Annotated in this window: 23 protein-coding genes and 1 pseudogene; 10 read left to right on the forward strand and 14 right to left on the reverse strand. The window is 70.8% G+C overall.

Annotation, left to right across the window (positions count from 1 at the left end):
* Positions 1–155 precede the first annotated feature (155 nt).
* Complete coding sequence (locus IPQ09_10785; protein MBL0194689.1) at positions 156–1,439, forward strand: hypothetical protein; 1,284 nt, start codon at positions 156–158, stop codon at positions 1,437–1,439.
* Between the two features lie 305 nt (positions 1,440–1,744).
* Positions 1,745–3,622 (forward strand): asparagine synthase (glutamine-hydrolyzing), encoded by a 1,878-nt coding sequence (asnB, locus tag IPQ09_10790; protein MBL0194690.1) that lies wholly within the window; start codon positions 1,745–1,747, stop codon positions 3,620–3,622.
* A gap of 531 nt (positions 3,623–4,153) precedes the next feature.
* Here asnB and IPQ09_10795 read toward each other — a convergent pair.
* Entirely contained in the window at positions 4,154–4,477 is a 324-nt protein-coding gene (locus tag IPQ09_10795; GenBank protein ID MBL0194691.1) for a hypothetical protein, read from the reverse strand.
* 77 nt (positions 4,478–4,554) lie between these two features.
* Complete coding sequence (locus tag IPQ09_10800; GenBank protein MBL0194692.1) at positions 4,555–6,135, reverse strand: glycerol-3-phosphate dehydrogenase/oxidase; 1,581 nt, start codon at positions 6,133–6,135, stop codon at positions 4,555–4,557.
* 318 nt (positions 6,136–6,453) lie between these two features.
* Between IPQ09_10800 and IPQ09_10805 the strand changes: the two genes are divergently transcribed.
* Positions 6,454–7,932, forward strand: a complete 1,479-nt coding sequence (locus tag IPQ09_10805; GenBank protein ID MBL0194693.1) for a coniferyl aldehyde dehydrogenase — start codon at positions 6,454–6,456, stop codon at positions 7,930–7,932.
* Here the strand turns inward: IPQ09_10805 and IPQ09_10810 are convergent.
* On the reverse strand, positions 7,919–8,581 hold the full coding sequence (locus tag IPQ09_10810) for a hypothetical protein (protein MBL0194694.1): 663 nt from the start codon (positions 8,579–8,581) through the stop codon (positions 7,919–7,921). The two genes, IPQ09_10805 and IPQ09_10810, sit on opposite strands and share 14 nt — an antisense overlap.
* Before the next feature lie 34 nt (positions 8,582–8,615).
* Between IPQ09_10810 and IPQ09_10815 the strand changes: the two genes are divergently transcribed.
* Positions 8,616–9,824, forward strand: coding sequence for a hypothetical protein (locus tag IPQ09_10815; protein MBL0194695.1), 1,209 nt, complete (start codon positions 8,616–8,618; stop codon positions 9,822–9,824).
* Between the two features lie 480 nt (positions 9,825–10,304).
* Here the strand turns inward: IPQ09_10815 and IPQ09_10820 are convergent, their stop codons facing one another.
* Positions 10,305–11,966: a serine/threonine protein kinase gene (locus IPQ09_10820; GenBank protein ID MBL0194696.1), complete on the reverse strand. Its 1,662-nt coding sequence runs from the start codon at positions 11,964–11,966 to the stop codon at positions 10,305–10,307.
* 51 nt (positions 11,967–12,017) lie between these two features.
* Positions 12,018–13,253 carry a pyridoxal phosphate-dependent aminotransferase gene (locus IPQ09_10825; GenBank protein MBL0194697.1) on the reverse strand — a complete coding sequence of 412 codons (1,236 nt, stop codon included), beginning with the start codon at positions 13,251–13,253 and terminating at the stop codon, positions 12,018–12,020.
* 69 nt (positions 13,254–13,322) lie between these two features.
* Between IPQ09_10825 and IPQ09_10830 the strand changes: the two genes are divergently transcribed.
* Complete coding sequence (locus tag IPQ09_10830) at positions 13,323–14,042, forward strand: DUF72 domain-containing protein (protein ID MBL0194698.1); 720 nt, start codon at positions 13,323–13,325, stop codon at positions 14,040–14,042.
* A gap of 36 nt (positions 14,043–14,078) precedes the next feature.
* Here the strand turns inward: IPQ09_10830 and IPQ09_10835 are convergent, their stop codons facing one another.
* On the reverse strand, positions 14,079–14,405 hold the full coding sequence (locus tag IPQ09_10835; GenBank protein MBL0194699.1) for a YbjQ family protein: 327 nt from the start codon (positions 14,403–14,405) through the stop codon (positions 14,079–14,081).
* 117 nt (positions 14,406–14,522) lie between these two features.
* Entirely contained in the window at positions 14,523–15,260 is a 738-nt protein-coding gene (locus tag IPQ09_10840) for a phospholipase (protein MBL0194700.1), read from the reverse strand.
* A gap of 99 nt (positions 15,261–15,359) precedes the next feature.
* On the opposite strand from IPQ09_10840, the gene IPQ09_10845 reads away from it, so the two are divergent.
* Positions 15,360–15,704: a DUF4286 domain-containing protein gene (locus tag IPQ09_10845; GenBank protein ID MBL0194701.1), complete on the forward strand. Its 345-nt coding sequence runs from the start codon at positions 15,360–15,362 to the stop codon at positions 15,702–15,704.
* Positions 15,705–15,723: 19 nt separating this feature from the next.
* Here IPQ09_10845 and IPQ09_10850 read toward each other — a convergent pair whose 3' ends face one another.
* Together IPQ09_10850 and IPQ09_10855 are read right to left on the reverse strand one after the other, a co-directional pair.
* Complete coding sequence (locus tag IPQ09_10850; GenBank protein MBL0194702.1) at positions 15,724–16,731, reverse strand: tRNA-dihydrouridine synthase; 1,008 nt, start codon at positions 16,729–16,731, stop codon at positions 15,724–15,726.
* Between the two features lie 74 nt (positions 16,732–16,805).
* Entirely contained in the window at positions 16,806–17,903 is a 1,098-nt protein-coding gene (locus IPQ09_10855) for a hypothetical protein (GenBank protein MBL0194703.1), read from the reverse strand.
* Between the two features lie 135 nt (positions 17,904–18,038).
* On the opposite strand from IPQ09_10855, the gene IPQ09_10860 reads away from it, so the two are divergent.
* On the forward strand, positions 18,039–18,365 hold the full coding sequence (locus tag IPQ09_10860; protein MBL0194704.1) for an XRE family transcriptional regulator: 327 nt from the start codon (positions 18,039–18,041) through the stop codon (positions 18,363–18,365).
* 419 nt (positions 18,366–18,784) lie between these two features.
* Here the strand turns inward: IPQ09_10860 and scpB are convergent.
* Together scpB and IPQ09_10870 are read right to left on the reverse strand one after the other, a co-directional pair.
* Positions 18,785–19,486: pseudogene (gene scpB, locus IPQ09_10865) on the reverse strand (SMC-Scp complex subunit ScpB).
* 404 nt (positions 19,487–19,890) lie between these two features.
* Entirely contained in the window at positions 19,891–21,186 is a 1,296-nt protein-coding gene (locus IPQ09_10870; protein ID MBL0194705.1) for a segregation/condensation protein A, read from the reverse strand.
* 219 nt (positions 21,187–21,405) lie between these two features.
* Here IPQ09_10870 and IPQ09_10875 point away from each other — a divergent pair, with 219 nt between their 5' ends.
* A complete protein-coding gene (locus IPQ09_10875) occupies positions 21,406–22,188 on the forward strand; it encodes an ATP-binding cassette domain-containing protein (protein ID MBL0194706.1) in 783 nt (260 codons plus the stop codon).
* A gap of 34 nt (positions 22,189–22,222) precedes the next feature.
* Here IPQ09_10875 and IPQ09_10880 read toward each other — a convergent pair whose 3' ends face one another.
* On the reverse strand, positions 22,223–22,717 hold the full coding sequence (locus tag IPQ09_10880) for an acyl-CoA thioesterase (GenBank protein MBL0194707.1): 495 nt from the start codon (positions 22,715–22,717) through the stop codon (positions 22,223–22,225).
* Positions 22,718–22,804: 87 nt separating this feature from the next.
* Here IPQ09_10880 and IPQ09_10885 point away from each other — a divergent pair, with 87 nt between their 5' ends.
* Positions 22,805–23,494: an alpha/beta fold hydrolase gene (locus tag IPQ09_10885; GenBank protein MBL0194708.1), complete on the forward strand. Its 690-nt coding sequence runs from the start codon at positions 22,805–22,807 to the stop codon at positions 23,492–23,494.
* Positions 23,495–23,552: 58 nt separating this feature from the next.
* Positions 23,553–24,170 carry a hypothetical protein gene (locus IPQ09_10890; protein ID MBL0194709.1) on the forward strand — a complete coding sequence of 206 codons (618 nt, stop codon included), beginning with the start codon at positions 23,553–23,555 and terminating at the stop codon, positions 24,168–24,170.
* 58 nt (positions 24,171–24,228) lie between these two features.
* Here IPQ09_10890 and IPQ09_10895 read toward each other — a convergent pair whose 3' ends face one another.
* Entirely contained in the window at positions 24,229–25,011 is a 783-nt protein-coding gene (locus tag IPQ09_10895; protein MBL0194710.1) for a hypothetical protein, read from the reverse strand.
* 120 nt (positions 25,012–25,131) lie between these two features.
* Entirely contained in the window at positions 25,132–26,217 is a 1,086-nt protein-coding gene (locus IPQ09_10900) for a fatty acid desaturase (protein ID MBL0194711.1), read from the reverse strand.
* Positions 26,218–26,245 lie beyond the last annotated feature (28 nt).

A 26,245-nucleotide genomic window follows, 5' to 3' on the forward strand; every position in this document is an offset into this window, starting at 1 on the left:
CGACCTCGAGCGAGCCTGAGCGCGGTCGTTGCCGCGGCAAGGCGCCTCTGCTAACGCACCGACACCTTGTCGCGCGCCCGCCAGCTCATCCGTCCGGCATCGCTAGCAGCCGTCGTGCGCTGCTCGAGCGGGCCGACCCGGCCGGAGGTGGCGAGGTGGTAGACATCGTCTTCGGCTCACTGTGCTTCATCGCGCTCATCGCGGCGGTGTACTTCGCCCGCGAGCTCTCTACCGGCTTCGGCGCGTACTTGATCGGGTCGTACATCGCCCGCATCGTGATCCATTTCGTCTCCACCAACGTCCAGTTCTTCCACCACGAGATCGCGGGCGACGCCCGCATCTACGAGTGGCTCGCGACTTGGATCGCGACCCAGTGGGAAATCAGCGGCGTCCAGTACATGACGGCCCACGAGAACCCGCACATCGGCCCGACCGACCTGCCGCCGAACATCTTCGCCATTTTCATCTACCTCGCCGGGGGGCAGTCGGCGCGCATCGCCTGCACGTCGCTCGTCGTGCTGATCACCTGTTTGACCGCGCTCTATCTCCACCGGCTCGCCATCGAGCTCGGCGCCGCGCGCCGCACGGCCAGCGGGGTCACCATGGTCCTGTTCGGGATGCCGGGCGTCCTCTACTACTCGAGCGACATGTACAAGGACCCCCTCGTCCTTGGCTTCACCGTCGCGGCCGTCGGGAGCGCGATTCGGGTCTCGCGGAAGTTCTCGCTCCTGCACGCCGGCATCGGCGTCGTCGCGCTCTTGGCGCTCTGGCACGTCCGTTTCTACATGGTGTTCCTCGCGATCCTCCCGATCGTGGTCGGGTACATGGGCTTCGGCTCGGGGAGCTGGCTTCGGCCCGCCATCTCGGCGGTCCTCGTGGGCGTGGCGTTGTGGGCGCTCGCGGGTAGCCAGGGCGGCGCCGAAGCCTCATCCACCGTCGAAGCGACCTTCGATTTCGCGACGGGGCGAAAGGGCGACACCGGCGTCGGCAACGCCTACGGCGGCTCGGCGGTCGAGCTCGACAAGGGGGTCGGGAGCATCCCCATTCGTGTGATCTACACCTTGTTCTCTCCCTTCCCGTGGCAGGGGGGCACGATCGGCCTTCACCTCGGCAAGGTCGACGCCCTGATCCTCACGTTCCTCATCTACCGCGCGGTGCGCGCCACCAAACTGCTCGCCAAGGTCGATCGCGCCACGTTGCTGAGCCTGCTCGCGTACATCATGCCCACCACCCTCGCTTACTCGCTGACGATGGCGAACATCGGGCTCATGCTCCGCCAGCGCATCCCGGTCGTCGTCATGATCGGGCTCCTCGCCATGTTCAGCTGGCCGCTTGCGACGCGGCGAGCGACCGCGAAGCCGACCAAGGGGCGCGGCGCGGGCGCCCCGCGCCTTGGCCCGCGGCGCTTCCCGCGACCTCCTGCCCAGCCGGCCGCCTGATGCCCGCGCGCGCGCCTCGCGACTAGAGCGCCGAACCGCTTGATGATCGAGGAGTTTTACCGAGTTGCGAGCCGTGCGAGGCGCGACGACGAGGCCTACTGCTGCTAGACCTCTCGCAGATCTATGTATTCTACAACGCGAAGGACGACCGTGGGCGTGCGGGCTACCACCCCGCGATGATGGTGGCGCTGCTCGTCTACGCGCACTGCGTGGGCAAGGCTCGCCGGCGGCCTCGCGGATTTGCCTTTTCGAGCCGCTGCGCGGCTGGTATCGCATCGGTCGATGACGCCTCACGAGGCCCGCTGATGTGTGGAATCTTCGGCGCCATCGGCGCCACCCGCCCGGTCAATGCGGAGGCTGCACTCCGCGTGATGACCCACCGTGGTCCCGACCAGCGCGCCGTCCTCCGGCTCCCTGGCGCCGAGGGGCGCCCCGCCGCGGAGCTCGGCTTCGTTCGACTCGCGATCCTCGATCTCACGGAGAACGGCGCGCAGCCGATGCGCAAGGACGGCCTCGCCATCGTCTTCAACGGGGAGATCTACGACCACGCCAAGCTCCGGGCCGAGCTCGAGGCCACCGGGGTCTCGTTTCGCTCGCGCTCCGACACCGAGGTCCTCCTCGAAGGTTTCCGCGCCTTCGGCGAGGCGGTCGTCGATCGCGTCACGGGCATGTTCGCGTTCGCCGTGTGGGACGAGCGTACGGGCAGGCTCTTCGCCGCCCGCGATCCAGCGGGCAAGAAGCCCCTTTTTTTCGCGTCGCGCGCGGACGGATTCTTCTTCGCCTCCGAGATCAAGGGCATCGTCGCTTCGGGGCTGCGCACCGCGGTCGACGAGGCCGAGCTGCCCGTCTTCATGGCGCTCGGGCACGGCCACGGCGATCGCACGGCGCACGCCGAGGTCCGCGAGCTCCGGCCCGGGCACACGCTGCGGCTCGAGCCCGGAGCCCGCGAGCCCGTGGTGCGTCGCTACTTCCGTGCGCCGTTCGGCGCGCCCCCGCTCGACATCGGCGTCGACGAGGCCGTGGTGAAGGTGCGCACACTCGTCGACGCGGCGGTGAAGCGGAGGCTGGTGGCCGACGTCCCCATCGGCGCGTTCCTATCCGGCGGCATCGACTCGACGGTGATCGTCGGCCTGATGGCGAAGCACACCGCCGGGCGGGTGAAGACCTTCTCCATCGGCTTCCAGGGCGACCCCGCCTACGACGAGACCCGCTTCGCGCGGATGGCCGCGCGCCAGTTCGGCACCGAGCACACCGAGTTCATCGTGGAGCCCAAGGCTCTCGAGCTCATCGAGCCGCTCGTCAACGTCCACGACGGCCCGTTCGGCGACTCGTCGGCGCTTCCCACGAGCATCGTCTCGCGCCTCACCCGCGAGCACGTCACCGTCGCCCTCACCGGCGACGGTGGCGACGAGCTCTTCTGCGGATATACGCGCTTCCTCGCCGCGGAGATCTCGGAGCGCATCCCGCAGGCGCTGCGGTCGGGCGCAGCCTCCGTGGCGAACCTCGTGCCCCCGGGGGCGAAGGAGCGCAGCCTCCGCGCGAAGGCGAGGCGCTTCTTCGTGACCGCCGAGCGGCCCCTCGAAGACCGGCTGTTCGCGTACTCGCCGTATTTCCTCGATCGACTCGACGAGCTCTTCTCGCCAGAGGTCGCGGAGCGCGCCCACGGGACCGTGCGCGGGTTTGCCCGCGAGAGCCTCGACGCCTGCCCCGATGCCACGGCGCTTTCTCGCGTGCTCGCGTTCAACTACGAGACGTACCTCCCGTACGATCTGCTGGTGAAGGCCGATCGATCGTCGATGCTCCACTCGCTCGAGCTGCGGTCGCCGTTCCTCGATCGCGAGCTCACGCAGTTCGCTGCCAGGCTCCCCGATCGCTACCGTCGACGCGGCCTCAACAAGAAATGGCTGCTGAAGCGCGCCTTCCCGGAGCTGCTCCCCGACGCGCTGGTCAACCGCCCCAAGATGGGCTTCGGTGTCCCGCTCGCCGACTGGTTCCGCGGCCCCCTGCGCGAGCTCTTGAACGACCAGCTCGGGCCGAGCGCGAGGCTGTACCGCTATCTCCGCCGCGACGCCGTGATGAAGGTCCTCGCCGAGCAAGACGCGGGCACGTCGCATCACGCCCACCGCGTGTGGCTGCTCCTCACGCTCGAGGTCTGGCTGAAGTCCATGGAGCAGTCGGTCTAAATGGGGGGCTCAAGGTCTTCGAGCATGCCGCTGATCTAGTCTCCTGGAAGCGTGATCCCTTCCAGAAGTCGCGCGGCTCGGCCTTTCGCCACGAGGGAGCGAGGGGATGTCCCGTTTTCGGCGGCGGTGGGAGGATACTCATGTTCGAGGGTCGGCGTTCTCGCGCGGTCACACCCGAAACCACTGTCCCCTGAGCGCAAAGCGCCGCCTCCACCGCGCGGAACGACGTCCGAGTTGAGGACGGGCCCGCCGCCGCCGAAAACGGGGCACCCTCGCTCCCCCCCTCGCTCCTCGGCATGACACCGAAGACCGGACTTCTGATACGAACCACGACTCCAGGGGACTAGTCTGACTTGTCAGCGGAGGGCTCCGTCCGCGCGCCCCGCGCGAGAGCGGGGAGCCCGCTCGCTGGGGCCCCACCTCCTGGTCTTGGCGCCGGGCCCGAACGGCCGCGCTGCCCGTGCCGAGGATCACGCTCGGCGACCTGCCCGAGGACTCGACGCGCTCGAATCGTGGAGGGGCGCGGCTGGCTCAGTTCAACAGCGGGGGGGCCACCTCGAAGAACCTCTCGAGCCGCGCGCTGCAGCCCGAGCACTCGACGCGCCCGACGCGCAGCCTCCGGCCGGCCCGCTCTTCAGCGGTGTGCCCCACGACACGCACGCTCGCGCCGCAGGCCGGGCAGGGCAGGCCTCGCGCGGTGGGCTCGACGAGCGCCGCGGTCGACACCACGAGGGGGCGCTCCGGGGAGCCGCCGGGCTCGAGCCTCGCGAGCGCGAGCCGCTCGGTGCGGGAGTTTTCGGTCGCGCGGGCAGCTTCGCGCCGCACTGTGCGATCACGCTTAGGCTTCTTCGGCACGGGGGCCTCCAAGGGAGGGCGGGGGACTCGCTGGCTCTCGGCGTGCCGGACGCGGCGTCCGCGCCGCGCCCCGTCGCTCACGGGGGCGAATACGCCGCCTCCCACTCGCGCAGATAGCGCCGCTCCTCGAGCTCCCAGGTCTCGTCGGACCAGCCGAGCTCGGGCTGCGCCACCGCGCGGATGCCCGCGAGCTCGCCTTCGCCGCCGCGGGGCAGAGTGAGCCCCACGCGCACGCGCCGCAGCAGGAGATCCCCCAGGCTCACGCAGCCCTCCTCGCGGGCCGCGAGCCGGAGCTCGCCGAAGAGCGACAGCCCGCCGCCGATCGACTGGCGGAGGTGCGCCTCGCTTGCGGCGCCCACGGCCTCCTCGCCCAGGCGCCCGATCAGGCGCCGCTTGGCCGCGGGCGTGAGCTCCGCCGAGAGCGCGTCTTCGCCGGGATCCTCCGCGAAGATCCGCGTGCGCTCCGGGAGCGGCCCGAGCTCTGCGCGCGCGGCCTCGAGCGCCTCGCGAGCCATGAGCGCCCACGTCGTCAGCTTCCCTCCCGTGATCGTGTAGAGCCCGTTCTCCTGCCACACCGCGTGCTCTCGTGACTCCTTCGACGGGTCGGGGTTGCCCGTGTCGATGACGGGGCGCACGCCCGCGTACGTGCAGAGTACATCGGTCTCGGTGAGCCCCAGGGTCGGGAACACCTTCCGCGCGCCCTCGAGGATGTACTCCGCCTCGGCGGTGGAGATGCGGGGCTCGAGCTCGAGCGACGCGTCGTGGTCGACGTCGGTGGTCCCCACGAGCGTGACGCCCTCCCAGGGGACGGCGAACACGCCTCGCTGATCGCGCGGGTGCATGAAGCTCATCGCCTCCTGGACCGGGATCTTGCCGCGCGGAAAAACGAGGTGGCTCCCGCGGATCTTGCGAAGGCGCGGCGACTCCCCGACGGCGCCACGGAGGTCGTCTGCCCACGCGCCCGTGGCGTTGATGACGGCCTTGGCGCGGATTTCGACCGTGCGGCCGCGCCGCGGATCGCCCTCGGGGGCGCCGTCGTCGCGGGCCACCGCGCCGACCACCCGGCCGCTGGCGTCGCGAAGGAGATCGACGACGCGCGCGTAGTTGAGCGCTGTGCCGCCGGCCCGCACCGCCTCGCGGATGACGCGTACGGTGAGGCGAGCGTCGTCGGTCTGGGCGTCGAAATAGCGGTACCCGCCGAGCACGCCCGACTCGGCCATCGCCGGGAACGCCCGCAGGATCTCCGCCGCGTTCAGCCGCTCGTGCTCCCATTTCCACGCGAGCGCGTCGTAGATGCTGAGCCCCACGCCGAACATCCACCGGGGCATCTGGTCGCCCTCGAACGCGGCCAGGGAGAAGGGGAGCGGCTCGACGAGTCCGCGGCCCTCGTCGAGCATGCGCTCGCGCTCTTTGACGCTCTTGCGGGTGACGAGGAACTGCCCTTGGCGCAGGTAGCGCAGCCCGCCGTGCACGAGCTTGGTGGAGCGGCTCGACGTGCCGGAGGCGAAGTCGCGCGCCTCGAGGAGCACGGCGCGCAGCCCGGCGCGGGTGGCCTCCGCGAGGATGCCGGCGCCCGTGATCCCGCCCCCCACGACGACGAGGTCCCACGGATCGCCGAGCCGGCCCCACACACCGTCACGAAAGCCCTTGCCCCACATGCGCGTCCTCCCATGCCCGCCGCCTCGCGCATGCGCGAGGCGGCGCTCGGCGTGGCGATTGCACCACGGAGTGCCGGGGGGCGGGGGGGGAAGATTCATCAAAATGCTGAGCGTCTCCGGCCACCGGGTCGACCCGCCGAGCTCTCCCTGGGGTCCGCGCGCGCTTTTCCGGGCGAACGGCGTGCGCGACGCCGGATGTGTCGCTACCGTGTCTCGGCGAGAGAGACCGGGCCGCTCGTGGCCTGGTCGCGAACGCGAACGCGAACGCGAACGCGAACGCGAACGCGAACGCGAACGCGCGAACCGAGGGAGACCGCCATGTCGCTTGCCCAGGAACCCACCCCCGAGAACGTCACCAAGGCGCCCGCCCCTACCGACGACGGCCCCGTGTCGGGGGCGCGGTCGAGCTTGTCCGCCACGCTCGCGACGCTGAAGGCGGCGCAGCGCAAACAAGGCGCGCCGAGCTACGAGAAGCGCATCGCGCACCTCGACGCGCTCCGCAAGGCGCTGGTCTCTCGGAAGGAAGAGATCGCGCGCGCCATCTCCGCCGACTTCGGCGGCCGCTCACGCGTCGAGAGCCTCGTCGCCGAGATCTTCGTCACGATCACCGGCCTCGACTACGCAAAGGAGCGCCTCCACGAGTGGATGGAGATCGAGCCCCGCGAGGTGGCGTGGACCTTCCTCCCCGGCCGCGCGGAGGTGCAGAACCAGCCGCTCGGCGTCGTCGGCATCATCGCGCCGTGGAACTACCCCGTGCAGCTCGTGTTCGCGCCGCTCGTCGCTGCGCTCGCGGCAGGCAACCGCGCGATGCTGAAGCCCTCCGAGCTCGTCCCCGAGACCAGCGAGCTCATCGCGAAGCTCGTGAAGGACACGTTCGCCGCGGACCACGTCACGTGTCACCTGGGCGGCGTCGACGTCGCGACCGAGTTCTCGTCGCTGCCGTTCGACCACCTCGTGTTCACCGGCTCCACGCGCGTGGGCAAGGCCGTCATGCGCGCGGCGGCCGAGAACCTCGTCCCGCTCACCCTCGAGCTCGGGGGCAAATCGCCGGCGATCATCGGGCGTGACTTCTCCCTCGCCACCGCGGCCGAGCGCATCATGGGCGGGAAGCTCTTCAACTCGGGCCAGACCTGCATCGCGCCGGACTACGTCCTCGTGCCGCGGAAGGACCTCGAGCCGTTCGTCGCCGAGTGCAAGGCGGCGGTCGCGCGCATGTACCCCACGCTCGTCGCCAACGCCGACTACACCGCCATCGTGAACGACCGGCAGAAGGCCCGCCTCCAGGGCTACCTCACCGACGCGAAGGAGGGCGGCGCGCGCCTCGTGCCCATCAACCCCGGCAACGAGTCGTTCGACGGCACCCGCAAGCTCGAGCCGACGCTGGTGCTCGACGCGAAGGAGTCGTCGGCGATCCTCCAGGAGGAGATCTTCGGGCCGCTCCTGCCCATCGTGCCGTACGAGGGCCTCGACGAGGCGATCGCCTATGTGAACGATCACCCGCGGCCGCTCGCGCTCTACTACTTCGATCACGACACCGACGCGGTGAACCGCGTCCTCGCCGAGACCGTCTCCGGAGGCGTCACGATCAACGACACGATGTTGCACATCGCCCAGGACGACATGCCGTTCGGCGGCGTCGGTCCGAGCGGCATGGGCCACTACCACGGCAAGGAGGGCTTCGACGCCTTCACGAAGAAGAAGCCGGTCTTCCACCAGGCGCGCCTCAACGCGACCGGACTCATGCGCCCCCCCTACGGCAAGTCTATAGAATATTTGATGAAATTCATCGTCGGGTGAGCTCGTCGGCGGGCGACTCCTCGCGGTTCGCCGGCGCGGCCGCGCGGGGCCCACGCGGAGAGCGGGTCGCGCGCGCGACGAACGTCGGGTGGAGCCCGGTGAGCCACGCGGCCCGGTCGCGCACCACCTTCGACCGCACGATGAACGGGTCGAGGCGGGCGCGCCGGAGGAGCGTTCCCCCCACCAAGATGCCGGCGAGCCCCAGCATCGTGAGGAGCCCGAGCGGGCCGCGCGCGTCCTCCTCGGCGCCGAGGAAGAACACGAACGGCACGACGGCCACGGCCACCATGGCGAGTATTGCGCGCCCGAACGCGCGCTGGTGCTCGGTCCAGCGATCGGTGCACGCGCCACAGAGCGGCAGCGGGATGCGCGCGACGCGACGGAAGACGAGCACGGCGAAGCCGCCGACGAGCAGGTGCCCCCACCACGGCACGTGCTGAAACTCGCGCACGGTCGGCTTCGCGTCGCCCTTCTCGCCGCACTTGGCGCAGCGCCTCGGCAGCGGGCTCTCCTCGTGCACGACGAGGGCGTCGTCTTCGACGCGTGGGAGCGGACCCGGGCCCATCGAGGATGGCGCGGGCCGCGGTGGAATCGTGCTCGCTGGCGGGGCGTAGGGGTTGTGCTCGCTCGTCATCGCAGATTGAGGCACGCTCGCGTGCCTCCCACCATGAGAGGATAGCTCGATGCCCCACGCGCCCTCGTCGTTGATGCTCGTAGCGCTCGCCGCCCTCACGATCCCGCTCGTCCACTGCAAGGACACCAAGCCCGAGGCGAGTCCAGCAGCGAGCAGCGCCAGCGTTGGCGCGGCGTCCACGGGCGCGTCGGCGAAGGCGGCTGCGAGCGTCGTCGAACCGGGGCCCGCCCGCCCGACGCACTCCGGCCCGCGAAAGGTGTTCGCCAACGCGCCCAGCGTCGTCGCCGTGGCCGGAGCGAGCGATCCCGACGGCGGCGCGCCCGCGCCCGCGCCCACGGTCACGCCGGCGAGCGTCGGGCTCCCCACGGTCGACTTCGGGCCCCCCGGCCCCCTCGTGATGAAGGGGTATCCGGCGCCTATCGGCAGCGGTATGGACGATCCTGCCACGGTGTTCGGCTATTCGAAGGACGGCGCGGAGGTCATCGCGTGCGGCCACATGGGCGCAGGCTACGGCGACGGCCCGCCCAAGGGCACGGAGCTCGGCGATCGCTGCTACTTCGCGGCCGCCACCGGCCCCACGAAGATCGTCGGCGTCGACCCCGACAAAGGCGTCGTCGGTCCCGCGTTCGCGGAGAAGATCACGGCGCTGAAGGGCGGCTCGCCGACGCACGTCGCCAAGGGGATGGGGGTGCTCCCGCCGGCGGTGGTCACGCCATGGGCGTTCGCGAGGGACCTCACGGTCGAGGTCAGCTCGGACAACGGTCTGCGCATCGGCGGCCGAGTGGGCGCCGAGGACCCCGTGTTCTCCGTCACGGTCAGCGTCAAGCCGCCCACCCCCGACCTGCAATACAGCGGCAGCTGGAACGGCATTCTGGCTTCTCCCGATCGCTCCGAGCTCGCCTTCATCGGTCACTTCTTCTGCATGGAGTGGTGCAACGAGGTGTCGATCGTGCGCCTCCCCCTCGGCCGGCTGGCGAGCCTCATCTACAACGACACGGGCTTCCGCCATCACCAGAAGAAGGACTACGCCGGCTCGCGCGACCTCTTCCTCAAGGCGACGTGGGCCAACCCGTCGGCGGCGCTCCCCCCGTACAACCTCGCCTGCGCGTACGCGCTCACGAACGACGCGGTCAACGCCGAGAAGGCGCTCAAGCTCGCCATCGCCGTCGGCGGGCCCAAGGTGAAGGCGCGCGCGCCGAAGGACCCCGACTTCAAGAGCGTCGCCACGGCCAAGTGGTTCGTCGATCTCACGAAGTAGACCCGACGGACCGAGTCGCTCGCGCCCAGGAAGCGATGGCATCGCCTCGTCCTTCACGGGAACCGCCGCGTGGGCGCGGTGGTGAGCCCGTCTCGCGCGAGCGCCACGCGCGGCGGCGGCGGGCCCGTCCTCAACTCGGACGTCGTTCCGCGCGTTGGAGGCGGCTTTGCGCTCAGGGGACAGTGGTTTCGGGTGTGACCGCGCGAGAACGCCGACCCTCGAACATGAGTATCCTCCCACCGCCGCCGAAAACGGGACACCCCCTCGCTCCCTTGTGGCGAAAGGCCGAGCCGCGCGACTTCTGGAAGGGATCACGCTTCCAGGGGACTAGAGCGCCGAACCGCTTGATGACCGAGGATTTTCGCCGAGTTGCGAGCCGTGCGAGGCGTGACGACGAGTCCTACTGCTAGGCGAGGAGGAGCAACGAAGTACGGCGACGTAAATCGGCGAAAAGCCGATCGAATCAAGCGGTTCGGCGCTCTAGTCGTTCTTCTTCGACTTCAGCGCGGCGCGCAGCTCCTTGCGGAGGGCGCGAGCGTCCGGCTGCCGGTCCTCCGGCTCGCGCGACATGGCGCGCATGATCGTGGCCTCGAGCCCCGGGTCGATGTCGGGGAGGTGCGCGCGCAGCGGGGTCGGATCGGCCATGAGCTTCTTCGCGAACAGGTCGGTGAGCCCGATCGCGTCGTGCGGGTATTTCCCCGTCAGCGCTTCGTACAGCGTGACCGCGAGCGAGTAGATGTCCGTGCGCGCGTCGAGCGGCTCACCGCGGATCTGCTCGGGCGACATGTACGCGGGCGAGCCGCAGACCGCGCCGCGCATGGTGAGCTCGGCGCTCTCCGCGTCGGGATCTTGGAGCTTGGCGAGGCCGAAGTCGCACACCTTCACGATGTCGCAGGGGTCACCGTCGTCATCCTTGTGCGGCACGAGGAGGATGTTCTCAGGCTTCACGTCGCGGTGCACGATGCCCTCGTCGTGTGCGAAGGCGAGCGCGCTGCACGCCTGCATCGCGACGTCGAGGACCTTCGGGACCGGGAGGGTGCCCCCCGCCCAAATCAGGAACTCCAGGCTCTTGCCGGTGATCATCTCCATCACCAGGTAGAGCAGCCCGCCCGGGTCCTCGCCGAAGTCAATCACGCGGGCGATGTTCTGGTGCTCGAGGCGGCTCAGCGTGCGGCCCTCGGCCTTGAAGCGCTTCACGAACTGATCGGAGCCCTGGTTCTCCTGGTGGAGGATCTTCACGGCGACGGGCCGCTTGAGCGTGACGTGCTCGGCGCGGAAGACCTCGGCGGAGGCCCCGCGGCCGATGGAACTGACGATCTCGTATTTCCCACCGATGACGCGCCCGATGAGGCCCGACTCGCTGTCGGGCGAGCGCTCCGCAATGGGGAGCGAGCTCGACGAGATCGGCGCGGCGGGCAGGCTGATGCGGCGCGCGGGCACCGACGACGACGGCGGCGGTCCGTACGAGTCGCCCGGGTTGCCCGACAGATCGAGGTCTGAAGGCATCAGTGTGGCGGAGAAGGCCTCGGGCCCTGTGGAGCGTAGGCGCGAGGACGAAGGGATCTCTTCCGGCGTGTCCTCCGGAGGCGGCGCGAGGGTCTCCGCGCGGCTCGCGGCTTGGCGAAGGAGCGTGGGCTCGTCGTCGTCCGCCGAGTGGGGTTCCGGCTGGGGCGGTTCGGGCTCGGGCTCAGGCTCGGGCTCGGGCTCGCCCGCGACGAGCACGTACGCGCCAGGCCGGCGAGCGGGCGAGGGGCCCGTGCCCGCCGCGGCGATCTCGCTGGCGGCCGTGGCGGCGAGAGGCTTTGGCGGCGCGCTCGTCGGGCGGGCGGGCACGCTCGAGTACGCGCCGAGCCGCATCGGCGCGTCGAGTCGCTCGATGAGCGCAAAGATTTCGGCCATTTGCGTCTGGCTGGACGGGCGCAGGTCCATCGGCTGGCCGTCCGGGCCGCCGGGCCCCATCGGCTCCACCAGCACCTCCACGACCTTGCCGCCGCTGAAGGCGATCTCTAGGACGTGGGTCCCCGAGTGCTCCACCGCGCTGGTGAGGGGCACGATCCCGCGTTCGTGCCGAAGCGCGCGCTCGAGGACGCGCGCGGCCGCCCGATCGTCGGCGAGCGATGCGCGTAGCCGGGGGAAGGACATGTGGGCGAGATTATTCGTGGAACCGGCGGCCCTGGCAAGCACGGTGACCGGTCACGCCAGCGCGGCGTCGGCGCGCTGCCGGAGCGCGAGCGTCCCCGCGCGAAATTGTGCTGGTTCCGTGAGCAAGCTGAGGACGACGTGCGCGCCGTCGAGCTCGAAGAACGACCCGGGGTGGACGTAGACGCCGTCGCGCTCGAGGAGCTCGAGCGCGAAGTCCTCGTCGAGACGCTCCGGTTCGTGCCCGAGGTGAGGTCCCGACACCTCACCTTCGCGCGAGCGCGCCGCCTCACCACGCGGCACGCGCGGCAGCCGCACCGTCACATACCAGCCGCCCTCGACGCGCAGGCGCGTCAGCGGGGAGGTGGATCCGAGGGCAACGTCCAGCGCGGCGAGGTTCTCTCGGAGGCGATCGAGGATCGCCCCGCGCGCCGCGCCGGCCTCCTCGAGCAGCGTCGGCGCCGCCGCCTGTACCGGCGCGCCCACCGAGAGGAACGTGTCGGCGGTGATTTCGAGGCGCGCGAGCGCCTCGTCGACGCGATCCGGCGCGCCCGCCGCCACGAGCCACCCGAGCTTCAGCTGCGGCAGCGCCGCCTCCTTGGAGAGGCCTGAGAGCGCGAACACGAGCCCTCGCTGCACGCCTGCGACGGTGTCGACGCGACCTCGCGCCTCGAGCAGAGGGTAGCGCGCGAACACCTCGTCGCTCACGAGCGGCACGTCGAGGTCGAGGAGCGCCTCGAGCTCGTGACGCTTCGTATAGGAGCCCGTGGGGTTGTTCGGCGACACCAGCACGACGGCGCGCGTCCGCGGCCCCACGCGCGCGCGAAGCTCGGGGAGGTCGATGTGCCAGGCGCCGTCGTAGCGGAGCGGGTAGGGGACGGGGACGACCGACTGGTGGCGCGCGAGGTAGGCGAAGAGCGGGTAGCTCGGCTGCGGCACGAGCACCTCGTCGCCCGGATCCGCGAGGAGACCGAAGAGCCACGAGTACGCCTCGCTGGTGCTCGCCGTGCAGACGACGCGAGCCGGGGTGACCTGGGCGCCGAGCGAGGCGTAGCTCGCGGCGATCGCTGCGCGCGCGTCGGGCAGCCCGAACGGCAGCGGCTCGTACGTCGCCACGCTCGGCGCCGCGAGGGCTGCGCGGCCGCGCTCCGAGAGGCACGGGAGCCCCACGGTGGTGGGGTTCGACGCCGTGAGGTCGAGCACCGGACCGCGGGCCCGCGCCCTCGCGAGCGCGCGCGTGAGCTCGTTCTCCGTCAGGTCGTGCGTGGAGCGCGCGGAGAATGGCCTCACCGGGCCCCCTCGGCAGCCCGGCTGCCGGATGACGCGCGCGGCGACGGTGGGTTCACGTAGACTTCGCGGATGGGCATTCGGGTGGGCACGAGCGGGTTCTCGTACGCGGAGTGGAAGGGCACGTTCTACCCCGAGAAGTTGCCGCAGAAGAAGATGCTCTCGTACTACGCGGAGCGGTTCTCCACAGTGGAGATCAACGCGACCTTCTACCGCATGCCCAAGCCCGAGCTGCTGGAGGGCTGGGCCGCCGAGGTGCCGCCCGACTTCACGTTCGTGCTGAAGGCGCCCCAGCGCATCACCCACCACCGGCGGCTCGTCGACGTTCAAGACTCGGTCGATCGCTTCTGCGCCGTCGCCGCCTCGCTCGACGCGCGCCTCGGGCCGCTACTCTTCCAGCTGCCGCAGCACATGAAGAAGGACCTCGCGCTCCTCGGCGCGTTCCTCGAGGCGCTGCCGCGACCCGCGCCCGTCGTGGTCGAGTTCGGCGACGCCTCGTGGTTCTCCGACGACACGTTCGCGTTGCTCCGCGAGCATGCGGCGACGCTCTGCATCGTCGACGACGTCAACCCGCGCAAGGCGGCGCCGTTCGTCGAGACCGCGCCTGTAGGGTATCTGCGCCTGCGACGTGTAGAATACACCGACAGCGATCTCGCCGCGTGGGCGGAGCGCTTGCGGGGCGCGTCGTGGACCGACGCGTACGTGTTCTTCAAGCACGAGGACGCGGGCACGGGCCCGAAGCTCGCGGAGCGACTGAAGGCCGCGCTCGCTCCCCGAGGCTCCCCGGCCTGAAGGCAGGGCAGAAACGCTGGAGCTGAGCCGCGCGGGTCAGAGCGCCTCGATGCGCACCGCGGTGCCGTACGCCAGCACCTCGGTCGCGCCCTGCGAGAACTCGGTCGCGTCGTAGCGCATGCCGATGATCGCGTGCGCGCCGATCGCCTCGGCGTGCGTGACCATCATGCGGTACGCGTCTTGGCGCGCGGTGTCACACACCTGCACGTACTCCTCGATGTTGCCCCCGCCGAGCTGCTTGAAGGCGCCGACGAACCCCTGGCCGAAGCTCACGCTGCGCACGACGATGCCGCGCGTGACGCCGAGGTAAGCGGTGATGCGGTGGCCCTCGATGTTGGGGCCCGTGGTGACGATGAGCGGCATCGTAGAGGACGGGGCCGTGCGGTAGTCGGGGGGCTCGTGCATGGCGCCGAGTGTACGCGCGCGCGCGGTCTCGCGGTCGTGTTCTCCGCGTTCTCCGCGTTCTCCGCGTTCTCCGCGTCAGGCGTGGGTCGGTCGACGGCTCGAGCGCACCGTGGCTTTCGCCTTCGTAGGCGGGGTATTCGCGGGGGAGGCCTTCGTGGGCGTGGCCTTCGTGGGCGAGGGCTTCGTGGGCGAGGCGGCTCGTTCCACGAGGAGATCGATGGGGTCGGGGCACTCGCCACGCAGCTTGCAAGCGCCGCACTCGGCCCCGCGCCAGATGCGGTCGAACCGCGCCTGCGCCGCGTCGAGCAGCACGTCGTCGGAGGTGACCAGGCCGAGCTCGAAGTTGCGTCGCTCGTCGCCGCGTTCGCCGAGGCCCGCACCGGTGAAGTTCGCGCTGCCGAGGTAGAGGCGCTCGCCGTCCTTGGCGATCATCTTCAGGTGAACGCGGGGACACGAGCGCAGGCAACGCCCGAGCGCGGGCCACCGCGCGAGCGACGCGCGGAATGGTCGCGAGAGCGCGCCGGCGTGCAGAAAGCGTAGCTCGAGGCCGTCGCGGACGCGCTCGGCGAGGAGGCCGAGGAGCGAGACGTACCTGCCCCGCGCGCGGTCGCGCGTGCCCACGGGCGCGGGGACGCGGACGTCTTTCGCGTTCGCGGTGGAGAGAAAGAGGGAGCGTCGGGCGCCGAGCACGAGGTCGCCGAGCACCCGGGTCGCGTGCGCCTCGTCCCACACGAGCTCGACGCCCACCGTTCGCGCGTCGGGCGTCGCGTGTCGCGGCGGTGGCGGTGTTCGCCCGGCAGTCCTGACGGCCATGCGCGCAGGATAAGGGCGGCGTGAGCGCCCACCCAAGCGCCGCGTACGTTTCGCCCGCTTTCACTTGCCCGTTAGGCCGCGCGGCGCGATACAGCCTGCATGACGGCGCCCCCGAACCGCGAGATCTTCTACGAGGTTCGGTGCCTCCTCGCCGACCCCGCGGATCGCGACCCGTACGTCGCGTGGCTCTGCAATACGCACGTCCCCGAGGTGTGCGCTGCAGGGGCCGGCTCGGGCGAGGTGCTCGTCTCCGACGAGGTGCCGCTCGAGGTGCGTGTGCTTTACATGTTCTCTTCGCGCGACGCGCTCGCGACCTACGAGCGCGACGAGGCGCCCCGCCTGCGCGCGGCCGGCGTTCGTTTCCTCACGGCCCTCGGCGCTGCAGAGCGCGTGACGTTCACGCGCTTGCGGGGCGAGCGCCTCGCGGTCGCGTGCGGCGCCTGATCGCCGCGCGCGACGCGTTCTACGCGGCGGCCGAGCGGGCGCCGTCGAGGATGGCGAGGCACCCCTCGAGCGAGTCGCAGAGGTTCAGCTCCTGACGGAGGCGCGATGCCCCGGGCAGGCCGTGGAGGTACCCGGAGAGGTGCCGACGCGTGCACCTCACGCCGAAGGGCGCGCCGCGCTCGGCCACGTTCGCCATGAGGTGGGCTCGGCAGAGGGCGAGGCGCTCGCCCGGCGTGGGCTGCGCGATCGCCGCGCCGCCTCGTAGCACCGCGTACGCTTCGCGGAAGACCCAGGGGTGCTCGATCGCCCGGCGACCGACCATGACGCCGGCGCAGCCGGTCTCGGCCAGGGCGCGCTCGGCGTCCTCTCCGGAGCGCACGTCGCCGTTCACGATCACGGGGATGCCCACCTGCTCACGTGCACGCCGCGCCCACGACCAGTCGGCGGGGCCGGAGTGGCCCATCTGCGCGGTGCGGCAGTGCACCGTGAGTGCGCGCACGCCGACGTCCTCGAGCCGCTTGGCCAAATCGACGATCGGCATGTGCGACTCGGGGCCGTAGCCGATGCGAGTCTTCACCGTCACCGGCACGTCCACGCTGCGCACCACCATCGCGGCCATCTCGACCATCGCGGCGGGATCGCGGAGCCAACCGGCGCCGGCTCCCCGGCCTGCGATCTTGGGCACCCAGCAGCCGCAGTTGACGTCGAGGTAGAACGGGCGCGCGTCGGCGGCGATGCGCGCGGCCTCCGCGAGGCGGATCGGGTCGGAGCCGTAAATTTGGATCGCGGTGAGCTGGTCGTCCGCGGAGAGGTGGATCTTGCGCTTGGCGTTGCGGCAGCCGCGCAGCAAGCCCTCGACGTTGACGAACTCGGTGACGCACACGTCGGCGCCTACGGTGCGGCAGAGGCGCCGAAATACGTCGTCCGTGATGTCCTCCATGGGCGCGAGGATCACGGGCTTCGACGCGAAGACGGCGTCGAACGACGGGGGCGCGGTCGCGGCGGTCGCGGCGGACGGGGCAGGCATGCTCACGCGGCCTCCCTAGCGCAACTCACGCGCGCGCGCACGCCCGCCGGTGCGCGCGCCGCCAACGCTGCGGCTCACGGGAACGCGAGCACGAAGCACTGCGTGCGGGGCCCCACCGTGTTCACGTCGTTGCAGTAGAGGATCGCGCTCTTGTCCCCATCGCGCACGACGAACGCGGTGTGGAGCGATCCACCCGTGAGCCCGAGGTCGGCCTGCGCGCTCAGCGACGGGCTCGGTGCGCCCTCGTCGCGGAGGCCTAGCGTGGTTGGCGGCGGTCCAGGGTCGACGGACGCGTAGCCGAGGGTGTCCACGGGCGCGGCGTCGGACTCGGCCCGCAGCGCCGAGAGGGGCGCGAGCGTGCCGAGCGTGGTGGTCCGCGTCGCGTACAGCGTCGCGGTGAGCGGCTTGACCCCGGCGGACGCGTAAATGAGCCGCAAGGTCGCGCGGTTAGGGAACACGTCGGGGGCGTCGTCGAAGGCCGCTACGCCGGCCGCCGCGCGACCCGCGTCGGCGCCGGCGTCGGTCGGGCCTGCGTCGGCGGTCGCGGTGCCGGAGTCGGCGTTGCCAGCGTCCGGAGAGAGGGGGCCCGTGAGGTGCACGACCGCGGTCTTCAGCTTTCCTGGCTCGAGCGTGATCGTGCCCACGGCGAGCGGCTGGGCGCAGGAGCCCGAGCCCGCCGCGACCATCGCGATCTCGACCGTGCCGGAGCCCTCGACCGACACGTATTGCGAGGCGGTCAGGAAGCTCACTCCGACGGCCGCGCCGTCGGGCCCGTTCGCCGTCGCGTCGCGCGCGTCACTCGCGTCGGAGGCCTGCGCGTCGCCCGCGTCGCCGTCGCCCGCCTCGGCGGCGATCCCGCCATCTCGTGAGCGCCCCCCGCCGAGGAACGGGCCCGCGTAGAGGTCCTGTGGGCCGGTGCGCGTGCAGAAGTCGAGCGCCGGCAGCCCGACCGCCGCATGGACCACCCGGAGCGTGCCGAGCCGCGCCCCTGCTTCCGTCGGCACGAGCGACCCGTCGCGTGGGAGGGGCGTCGCGCCCGTGTCGGGCTGGAGGATGATCGTGGCTGGATCGCCGGACCTTCCGCACGCCACGACGGCGGCCGCGCTCGCCGACAGTGTGACGGCGCCGAACGCCAGGACGGCGCGCTTACGAAAGCAGCAGAGGAGGCGCAAGGCGGTTTCCAAAGCGCGGCCGGAGCCGCAAGAGGAGCGAAGAGCCGCTGGGTCGCGGCCAGATGAACTAGGATAGCGCACCGGCAGGCCTCTGTCGCGAATCGCTCGCGCGCGTGGCCCCGAAGGAGCACCCGCTTGCAGCCCGAAGACCTCAAGGCCCTCCGCAAGGAGCTCGCGTGCACCGCGAAGGAGCTCGCCGCCGCGCTCGCGATCGAGCAGTCCATCGTGATGGCGTGGGAGCGAGGCGAGCTCTTCCCCACCAAGGCGTTCGTCGAGCAGATGGAGACCCTGCGGGCGAAGGGACCCTCGTCGATCCCGCGCAAGTCCAAGGGGCCGGACGCGATGAAGACCCTGGCCGACCCCGGCTTCTGGGGGCTCGTGCGCAAGCTCGCGGCCCACAAGAGGCTGCGCGACGAGGCGCTGAAGCTCGCCGCTGGCTACGCCGATCCCGCCGACGACTGAGAGGCGCCGGAGCGCCTCGCTCAGGCGGCGTCGTCGTCGTCGCCCGGACCCTCGCCGACGTCGCCGGCCTCGGGCTCCTCGTCCCCGAGGTCGAAGCCGTCGTCGTCTGCGTCGTCGTCGTCGCCGCCGAGGACGTCTGGCGCGTCGTCGTCGCCCGCCGCGCCCGCCGCGCCCGCCGCGCCCGCCGCGGCAGCGAGGGCGTCGCCGAGCGCGCTCTCCTCGGGATCGGCCTCGGTCGCGAGCGACGCGCGCTCGAGCTCCGCGAGCGCCTCGTCGACGCGCGTGTCCCCCACGAGCTCGTCGGCCGGGGCGGTTGTGCCCTCCTCCGGCAGACCGAGGTCTTCGCTCGGCGAGGCGGGGTCTTCCTCCGGCGCGAGCGTCTCGCCCTCCGGCGCGGGCTCCTCGTAGGGCTCACCGAGCTCGCGCTCGATGACGCGCTTGGAGTCGTCGTTGAGCTCCGTGAACTCGCGCAGCGTCGGGAGATCTTTCAGCGAGGCGATGCCGAAGAACTCGAGGAACTGGGGGGTCGTGCCGTACAGGATGGGGCGCCCCGGTTCGTCCTTTTTACCAAGAATTTTAATGAGATCGCGCTCGAGAAGCATCTTCAGGACCGGGCCGGAGTCGACGCCGCGGATGTCGTCGATCTCGGGCCTCGTGATCGGCTGCCGGTAGGCGAGGATCGACAGGGTCTCGATTTGCGCGCGGGTGAGCTTCACGGGCTTCTGACCCGTGAGCTCGCGCACGAACGGGGCGTACACCGGGTTCGTGCGGAACACCCACGCGCCGCCGACCTCGTCGAGCTGGATCCCACGACCGAGGTACGTCGCGCGGAGGCTCGCGAGGACCCGGCGGATCTCCTTCGTCGTGCTCTCGGCGCGTCGGGCGAGCTCGGCGGGCCGCACCGGCGAGTCGGAGGCAAACACGAGCGCCTCCACCAGGCCGCGCAGGTGGGTCTCGGTGACGTCCTCGGTCTCGCCGGTGGCGCCACTGTCGATGATGACGACGTCGTGGGCGCCGCCCTCGGCGAGATCGTCGCGCTCGTAGAGGGCGGGCAGGCCGCCGGTGAGGTTCACCGTGACGTCGACGTCGTCGGGCCAGCGGAACCCGGCGAGGGACGTCACGACCTCGTCGGGGCCGTCGTCGGGGCCCGCCGGCGCCGGGGGTACGACTGAGTCGGGGGTCTCGGGCCACTCGCCGTCTTCGTCGTCCTGGGCCGCGTCCTGCGCGGCGGGGGCGCTTTCGCTTGGTTCGGCGTCGTCGCCGTGCACCCCAGGCGGCCCGTCCGCGTCGGACGCGGCGTGGTGGGTCGCGGGGGCGTCGGCGCCGTCCTCGTCGTCCCCGCCCGGTTCGCCGTTGGCCTCGTCACGGGCCTTCGCCGGCGCGGTCGCCTCCGCCTCGCCGCCGAGGTCTGGCGCGCTCGCGGTCTCGACCGCGGCGGGCGCGGCGTCCGGCGGGGCAGCGGCGCTCTCGGAGCGCGGGGCCGTCTTCTTTCGCGCGGCGGTGGCCTGCTTCTTCTTGCGACTGGTCACGGGGTGCGCCTTCTGTCGGTCTCGTCGTCGGTCTTGTCGTCGTCGGTCTTGTCGTCGTCGTCGCCCGCGAGCGGCGGCCGCGGGTCACCGAAGATCGCCGCTTCTCCATCGTGATTATTGTCGTTTTTGTCGCCTTCCGGAAGGCCGGCGTCCTCCGCTGCCGCGACATCGGCGCGCGTGGCGGGCTCTGAGTCGGGCTCTCCTGGGGGGGGGGCCACGGGCGGGGGCTCTTCCGTCGCCAGGGGCTCGCCGGCGACCTCCGCGCTGCGCTCAAGCGCGGGCTCGGTGTCCTCCGCGCTGGGCCCAGGCGCGGGCTTCGCGTCTTTCGCGGCGGGCTCTTCGGTGGCCACGGGTTCGACCGCGTCTTCCGCGACGGCCTCTCCCGCTTCGGCGGGCGCGTGTGCGTCCACAGGCGACTCTGCCGTCGCGCTCGTCGCGATCGCCGCCTCCGTGGGTGCGGCCGCGTGCGCTGTCGGGGGAGGGGAGGCGGTGCTGGGCGCCTCGAGCCCCTCGGGCAGCGGATCGCCCGCTGCCGCGCGGTACTCGACGTACAGCGGGGAGCTGGCGTCGGTCTGGAAGAGCCGCGTCATGCGCAGTCGGGTCATCTCCAGCAGCGCGAGGAAGGTGATCACGAGGTCGAACTTGCTCACCAGGCCTTCGAACAGCTCTTCGAATACCACCTGGCGGCGCGTCTCCAGGATCGCGAGCAGCTCGTGGATGCGGTCGGTGATGCTGATGCGGTCGGCGACGATGTCGTGCCCGATCTTGACCTTGCTCTTCGCGAGGACGCCCTGAAAAGCCTCGATGAGTCGGAACAGCGGGATCTCGGCCAGCGGCGGCAGCGCGGGCTCACCCAACGCGGGCTCCGGGGGCGCGCCGCGCAGGAACACGTTCTGCGCCGCGATGCCCTGCGCCTCGAGCTGGGCGGCCGCGAGCTTGTACTTCTGGTACTCGAGCAGCCGCCGGATGAGGGCCTCGCGGGGGTCCTCTTCCTCCTCCTCGGATGCGTCGTCCTCTTGCCCGGGCGGTGGCAGCGGCAGCAGCATCTTCGACTTGATGTGCGTGAGCGTCGCGGCCATCAGCAGGTACTCGGACGCGACGTCGAGCTGCATGTGCGTCATCACGTCGAGGTACTCGAGGTACTTCTTCGTGATGAACCCCATGGGGATGTCGAGGATGTCCAGCTCATGCTTCTGGCAAAGATGGAGCAAGAGGTCGAGTGGGCCCTCGAACTGCGGAAGGCTCACCGAATAGGTCGCGGCGCCTGCTTCAAACTCGACCGGGTCGGACACGTGGGAGGCGGCACCCTAGCCAAACGCGGCGCCGGGGGAAAGTCGCGACACGCGCGCGCGCCCGCGCGGCCTGTGGACAACCTGTGCGCTCCGCCCCGCGCGTTCCCAGCGCGCCCCCGCCACGCCTTGTGATCCCCGCCCGAGAGGGGCACGTTTCGTGTTCGAGAATCACGCTCGCCCATCTAGAGTTGGTGCGTGCAGCCCGACGTCAAGACCGCCATGGGGGACGTGCTCATCCGCTTCTCCCACGTGAAGAAGGCGTTCGGGCCGAAGGAGGTCTACAAAGGGCTCGATCTCGAGTTTCGCCGAGGCGAGACCACCACCGTGATGGGGCCCTCCGGCACGGGCAAGAGCGTGCTCCTGAAAATGCTCATCGGGCTCATCTCGGTCGACTCCGGGACCATCACGTTCGACGGCGAAGAGATCACGCGCATGAGCGAGCGCAAGCTCTTCGACGTGCGGCGCCGCGTGGCCTACCTGTTCCAAGGCGCGGCCCTCTTCGACTCGATGTCCGTCGGCGACAACGTCGCGTACGGCCTGCGCGAGCAGTACTGGGCGACGATGCCCGAGCGCGACATCGCCGCGCGCGTGGACTGGTCGCTGGAGGCGGTGGGGCTCCCGGGCATCGAGGCCATGCGCCCGTCCGACCTCAGCGGCGGCATGCGCAAGCGCGTCGGCTTGGCCCGCACGCTCGCGCTTCAGCCGGAGGTCATCCTCTACGACGAGCCCACGACGGGCCTCGATCCGATCAACACGGCGCGCATCAACAACCTCATCATGAGCATCCAGCGCCAGCTGAAGCTCACGAGCATCGTGGTCACGCACGACATGGGCACGGCGTTCAGCGTCTCGAATCGCCTCGTCATGCTGAACCAGGGTCGCGTCGCCCTCCACGGCACGCCCGACGAGTTTCGCGTCACGAAAGACCGCTTCGTGCGGGACTTCATCGACGGCCGCGCTCCCGAGGACGAGGACGTCTCGGTGCTCCTCGCGAGCTCCTAAAATCACCGCGTCCCTCCCCCCTGTCGGCGCGTCGCTAGCCGCTCGAGTCGCCGGGGGACTCCGTGGTCGGGGGGGCCTCGCGCGGCGTGCGCGGCATGCCGAACGCCTCGCGCACGCTGTCGGGGATGCGCGTGGGGCGGAGCGCGCGCACGTCGATGTAGCCCCAGGTGGTCTCCGCGCGCACGAGCACCTCCCCGGTGAGGCGCCGCACCTCCGTCTTCCGCAGGACCTTCGCCGCCATCGATCTGGGAATCCACGTACGCACCTCGAGCACCTCGCCGTGTAGCGCGGATCGCAGGTAGTCGATCTCGTGGCGCCGCACGACGAACACGCCGCCGAGCTCACGGTAGCGCTCGAAGGTGAGGCCCACGGCGTCGGAGTGCGCGACCGCCACGTCCTGCACCCAGCGCAAGTATGCGACATTGTTAGCGTGACCGAGCACGTCGATGTCCCGGTCGCTCACCTCGACGCGGATCGCGTGGGCTGGGCGCTCAGGTGTGCCACCTCGCACGTCGTCGGCCTCGTCCATAGGTCACCTCCTACTTGCCCACACGCGCACGTCGCAAGGCGGAAAACTTGGAGCCCTCGCACGCTTCGTGCTTTGTGGAGCGCACCGATGCGAGCCCTACTACCGCGCCGGGGGGACCTCACCGAGACCCTTGCGACGCTTCGCGAGGTCGTTCTCTCACCGCTCGACCTCCTGCCAAGCCTCCCTCAAGGCGTCCGCACGGGCGACGACGTCGTCGTGCTCATCCACGGATTCCTCGCCAGCGCCGGGGTCTTCCGACCGATGCGCCGAGCGCTCGAGGAGGCCGGCGCGAAGGTCGCGACCTTCTCGCACGCGCCCGGCGAGGGCGTGGCGCGTATCGCGAAGAAGCTCGTGCGCCTCATGGCTCACTTGCCGCACGGCGCGAGGGTGCACCTCGTGGGGCACTCGCTCGGCGGCGTGGTGGCGCGCTACTACGTGCAGGAGCTGCACGGTGCCCGCAAGGTGGCGCAGACCATTTCCATCGCGAGCCCTTTCTTCGGCACCCGTCACGCGAAGCTGTTCCCCTACCTGGTCGGGCGCGACTTGCACCAGGAGAGCGAGGTGCTCGACCGGCTCCGCGCGGGCGCGCACGATCACGACGTGCCGCACCTCTCGCTCGTCGCCGAGGCCGATCGCGTCGTGGTGCCCGAGACTTCGGCGATGTTCCCCACGGGCGAGGTGGTGAGCTTCCGCGACAAGGGCCACAACTCGCTGCTCTACGACGAGCGCTCGATCGCGCTCATCGTCGATCGCGTGCGGGGCTTCGTCCACCGCTGATCGCGGTCGAGGAACGCGACCCCTTCGCGGTCGGACGTGTGGTAATCGACGCGGGCGTATGAGATCGCCGCTTCCCTTCGCCGTCCTCGCTTCGGCCGCGCTCGCCGCGCTCGGCTGGAGCGCGCCCGCCCACGCCGAGCCGTCGGCGTGGTTCTCGGGCGGAGGCGGCGTGGCCTTTCAGCGAAACGGGGAGCTTGGCGGGGACCTCGAGACCCGCCCGGCGATGAGCTTCGCGTTCGGTGTCGGCACCACGCCGGCCGCGCGGGCCACGGTGGGGCTCGGCCTCCGCATGACGACGTTCTTCTCGCAGGGCACCGACTTGGCCATCGCCCCGCGCCTGTCGACCGGCGGCTTTGCGCGCGGCGACTTCGGGCTCGCGGTCGAGCTCGGTCTCGCGCTGCGCACCTACAAGGACGGGGCCTACGGCCGCGTGCCGCTCCAGGTCGTCGCGCTCTTCGGCGCTCCTTTCGGCCTCCAGCTCGGGCTCGGCGCGCAGAGCCCGAGCCTCGACGGCGGCGCCAGCGGCGGCCTGATGGCCCTGTTCGAGGTCGACCTGCTCCGCCTCACGGTGCTGCGCCAGGGCTCGTCGACGCGCTTCTGGGAGAACCCGATGCCCCTCGGGGGCGCGGTCAAGGAGCTGTCCGACGAGAGGGCCGCTCCTCCGCCGCGGCGGTAGGCGGCTGACGAAGCGCCGAGGCCAGTGGTCGCCAGCAGGTGCGAGCTCTGGCGCTCGCTCAGGGCTTGGGCGCGCAGTACGAGGCGCTCCCGTCCGTTGGCTGCGAGCGCTCGAGCTGGCGCTGGCTCCCGTCCCGGAGCACGAGGGTGATGGTCTCGAAGGGGTAGTCGGACGAGGTGTCGCAGGAGACCCCGAAGAACGCGAGGCCCTCCGGATCGTTCCGCACGCTCACGCACGAGGAGGAGTACGGACCGCCGCCCGTGTGCACGGCCTCGGCGACGGACTCGATGGGCGCGAGGAACGGTACGAGGTCCTCCCGGGTGGTGATCGCGCGCACCTCGTCGCCGCGCGTGTACACGTAGTGCGCGTAGCTGGGCTCCGGCGGGCGAGCGCCGCCCGAGTAGCCGGCGTTGCTCGACCACGCGGTCATCCCGCGGGGGGCGGACGCGGCGGAGAGCTTCGCCTCGCACTCCTCCCGGTTTGTCGCGGTGGCGCAGGGCACGCCCGCGAAGGCGAGGCGGCTTCCGTACGAAGGGCCCGGCGGGCGCGCTGCGTCGGGCGCGGCCGCGTCGGAGGACCCGGCGTCGAGCGAGGCGTCGATGAGCTCGGGTGAGGGCTCCAGCGTAGGCCCGCCGCCACCGGAGGCGACGATCGCGAGGTAGTCGACGGGGAAGGCGGGCTTCAGGTCACCGATGCCTTCGACGCACACCTTCTGAAATCGACTCACGTCGAGGTGCTTGTCGCTCACGACGGGGGACGACGCGCTGGACGAGCAGGCCCCGAGCGAGGCTAGCGAAGCGAGCGCGAAAAAACGGAGGAGCCTCGATGGGTTGGCGTGCATGGCCCGCGCTCTAGCGAGCGCCGTGCCATCGGGTGAGCGCGTGGGTTTGCGGGCGGAACGTGCCTCGCCTTCGCAGCTGGCGCACCCTGGCGCGCACCTCGCGACTCGCGGGTCGTGGGTCTACGCGGTCTGCTCGGCGCCGATCGACTCGAGCTCCCAGCGCGCCACGGGCTTCACGCGCTCGCGGAGGAGCGCCTCGACCTCGGCGTCGGTCATGGGCGCGCCGAGCCGCACGTACCTGCGCGACAGCACGTCGTAGCGGCCGGCCCAAAGCAGGACCGACACCAGGAAGAAGTCGATGCCTCGGAACACGATCGCGCCTTGCTCGGCGTACTTCGCGCGGTTCTTCAGGAGCTCGGCGGGGTGCTCGGTCCAGTGGCGCGCCGGCATGAGGTGGTGGCTGATGTGGTAGCCGTCGTTGAAGCAGCGCTCGTTGTACACGGAGTTGATGCAGGTGATCGAGTTGGCGATCCCGTTGTTCTTCCGCGCCACGTTGATGAAGGCGTGCTGACCCCAGTTGCCGACCATCATCATGAAGCGACACATCACGACCGGGATGACGAACGCGACGAGGCCAAAGCGAAAATCGAGCGCGACGGCGGCAGCGGCCACCGAGAGCTGCCCGACCTCGCCGAGGAACGCGCGCTTCGCCATGCCCTTCTTCTTGTGCCGCGCGAGGTAGGTGGGCAGCTCGATCGAGGCGAGGAAGAAGAAGCGCGAGAAGTACACGAGGAAGTGGAGGAAGCTGTCGCGCTGGAAGCGGATCGTCGACGACAGGTCCTCGCGCATGTTGTCTTCGGCGTGGTGCATGCCGATGTGGTGTTCCCGGTACCCCGTGGGGATGCCGAAGAAGAACGACATGATGAACGGGTGCGCCCGGTCGAACCACTTGTGCTTCTTGAGGAACGGCCGATGCATCGTGTTGTGGAGCATCAGGATGACCGGCGACACGAAGTAGCCCCACACGGCGAGGTACACCGCGATGGGGAGGAGCTGCTGCGCGCCGTGCAGCGGCCCGAAGCGGAGCGTGGCGTAGAGGCCCGCCATCATCGCGGTCATGAGGAGCAGCATCCGGATCGTGAGGTGGATGAACACCTGGTCGCGCTTGTCGTGCAGTACGCCGTCGCACCAGCGCGAGAACGCGCCGTCCCCGTAGGTGGGAGGGGCAGCCGGATCGGTCAGCGTGAGGGGCGACTCTTCAGACATCGCGCGGTTCATAACGCGGACGAGAGGC

This window comes from Myxococcales bacterium (genome assembly GCA_016720545.1).
Classification (GTDB): domain Bacteria; phylum Myxococcota_A; class Polyangia; order Polyangiales; family Polyangiaceae; genus JAAFHV01.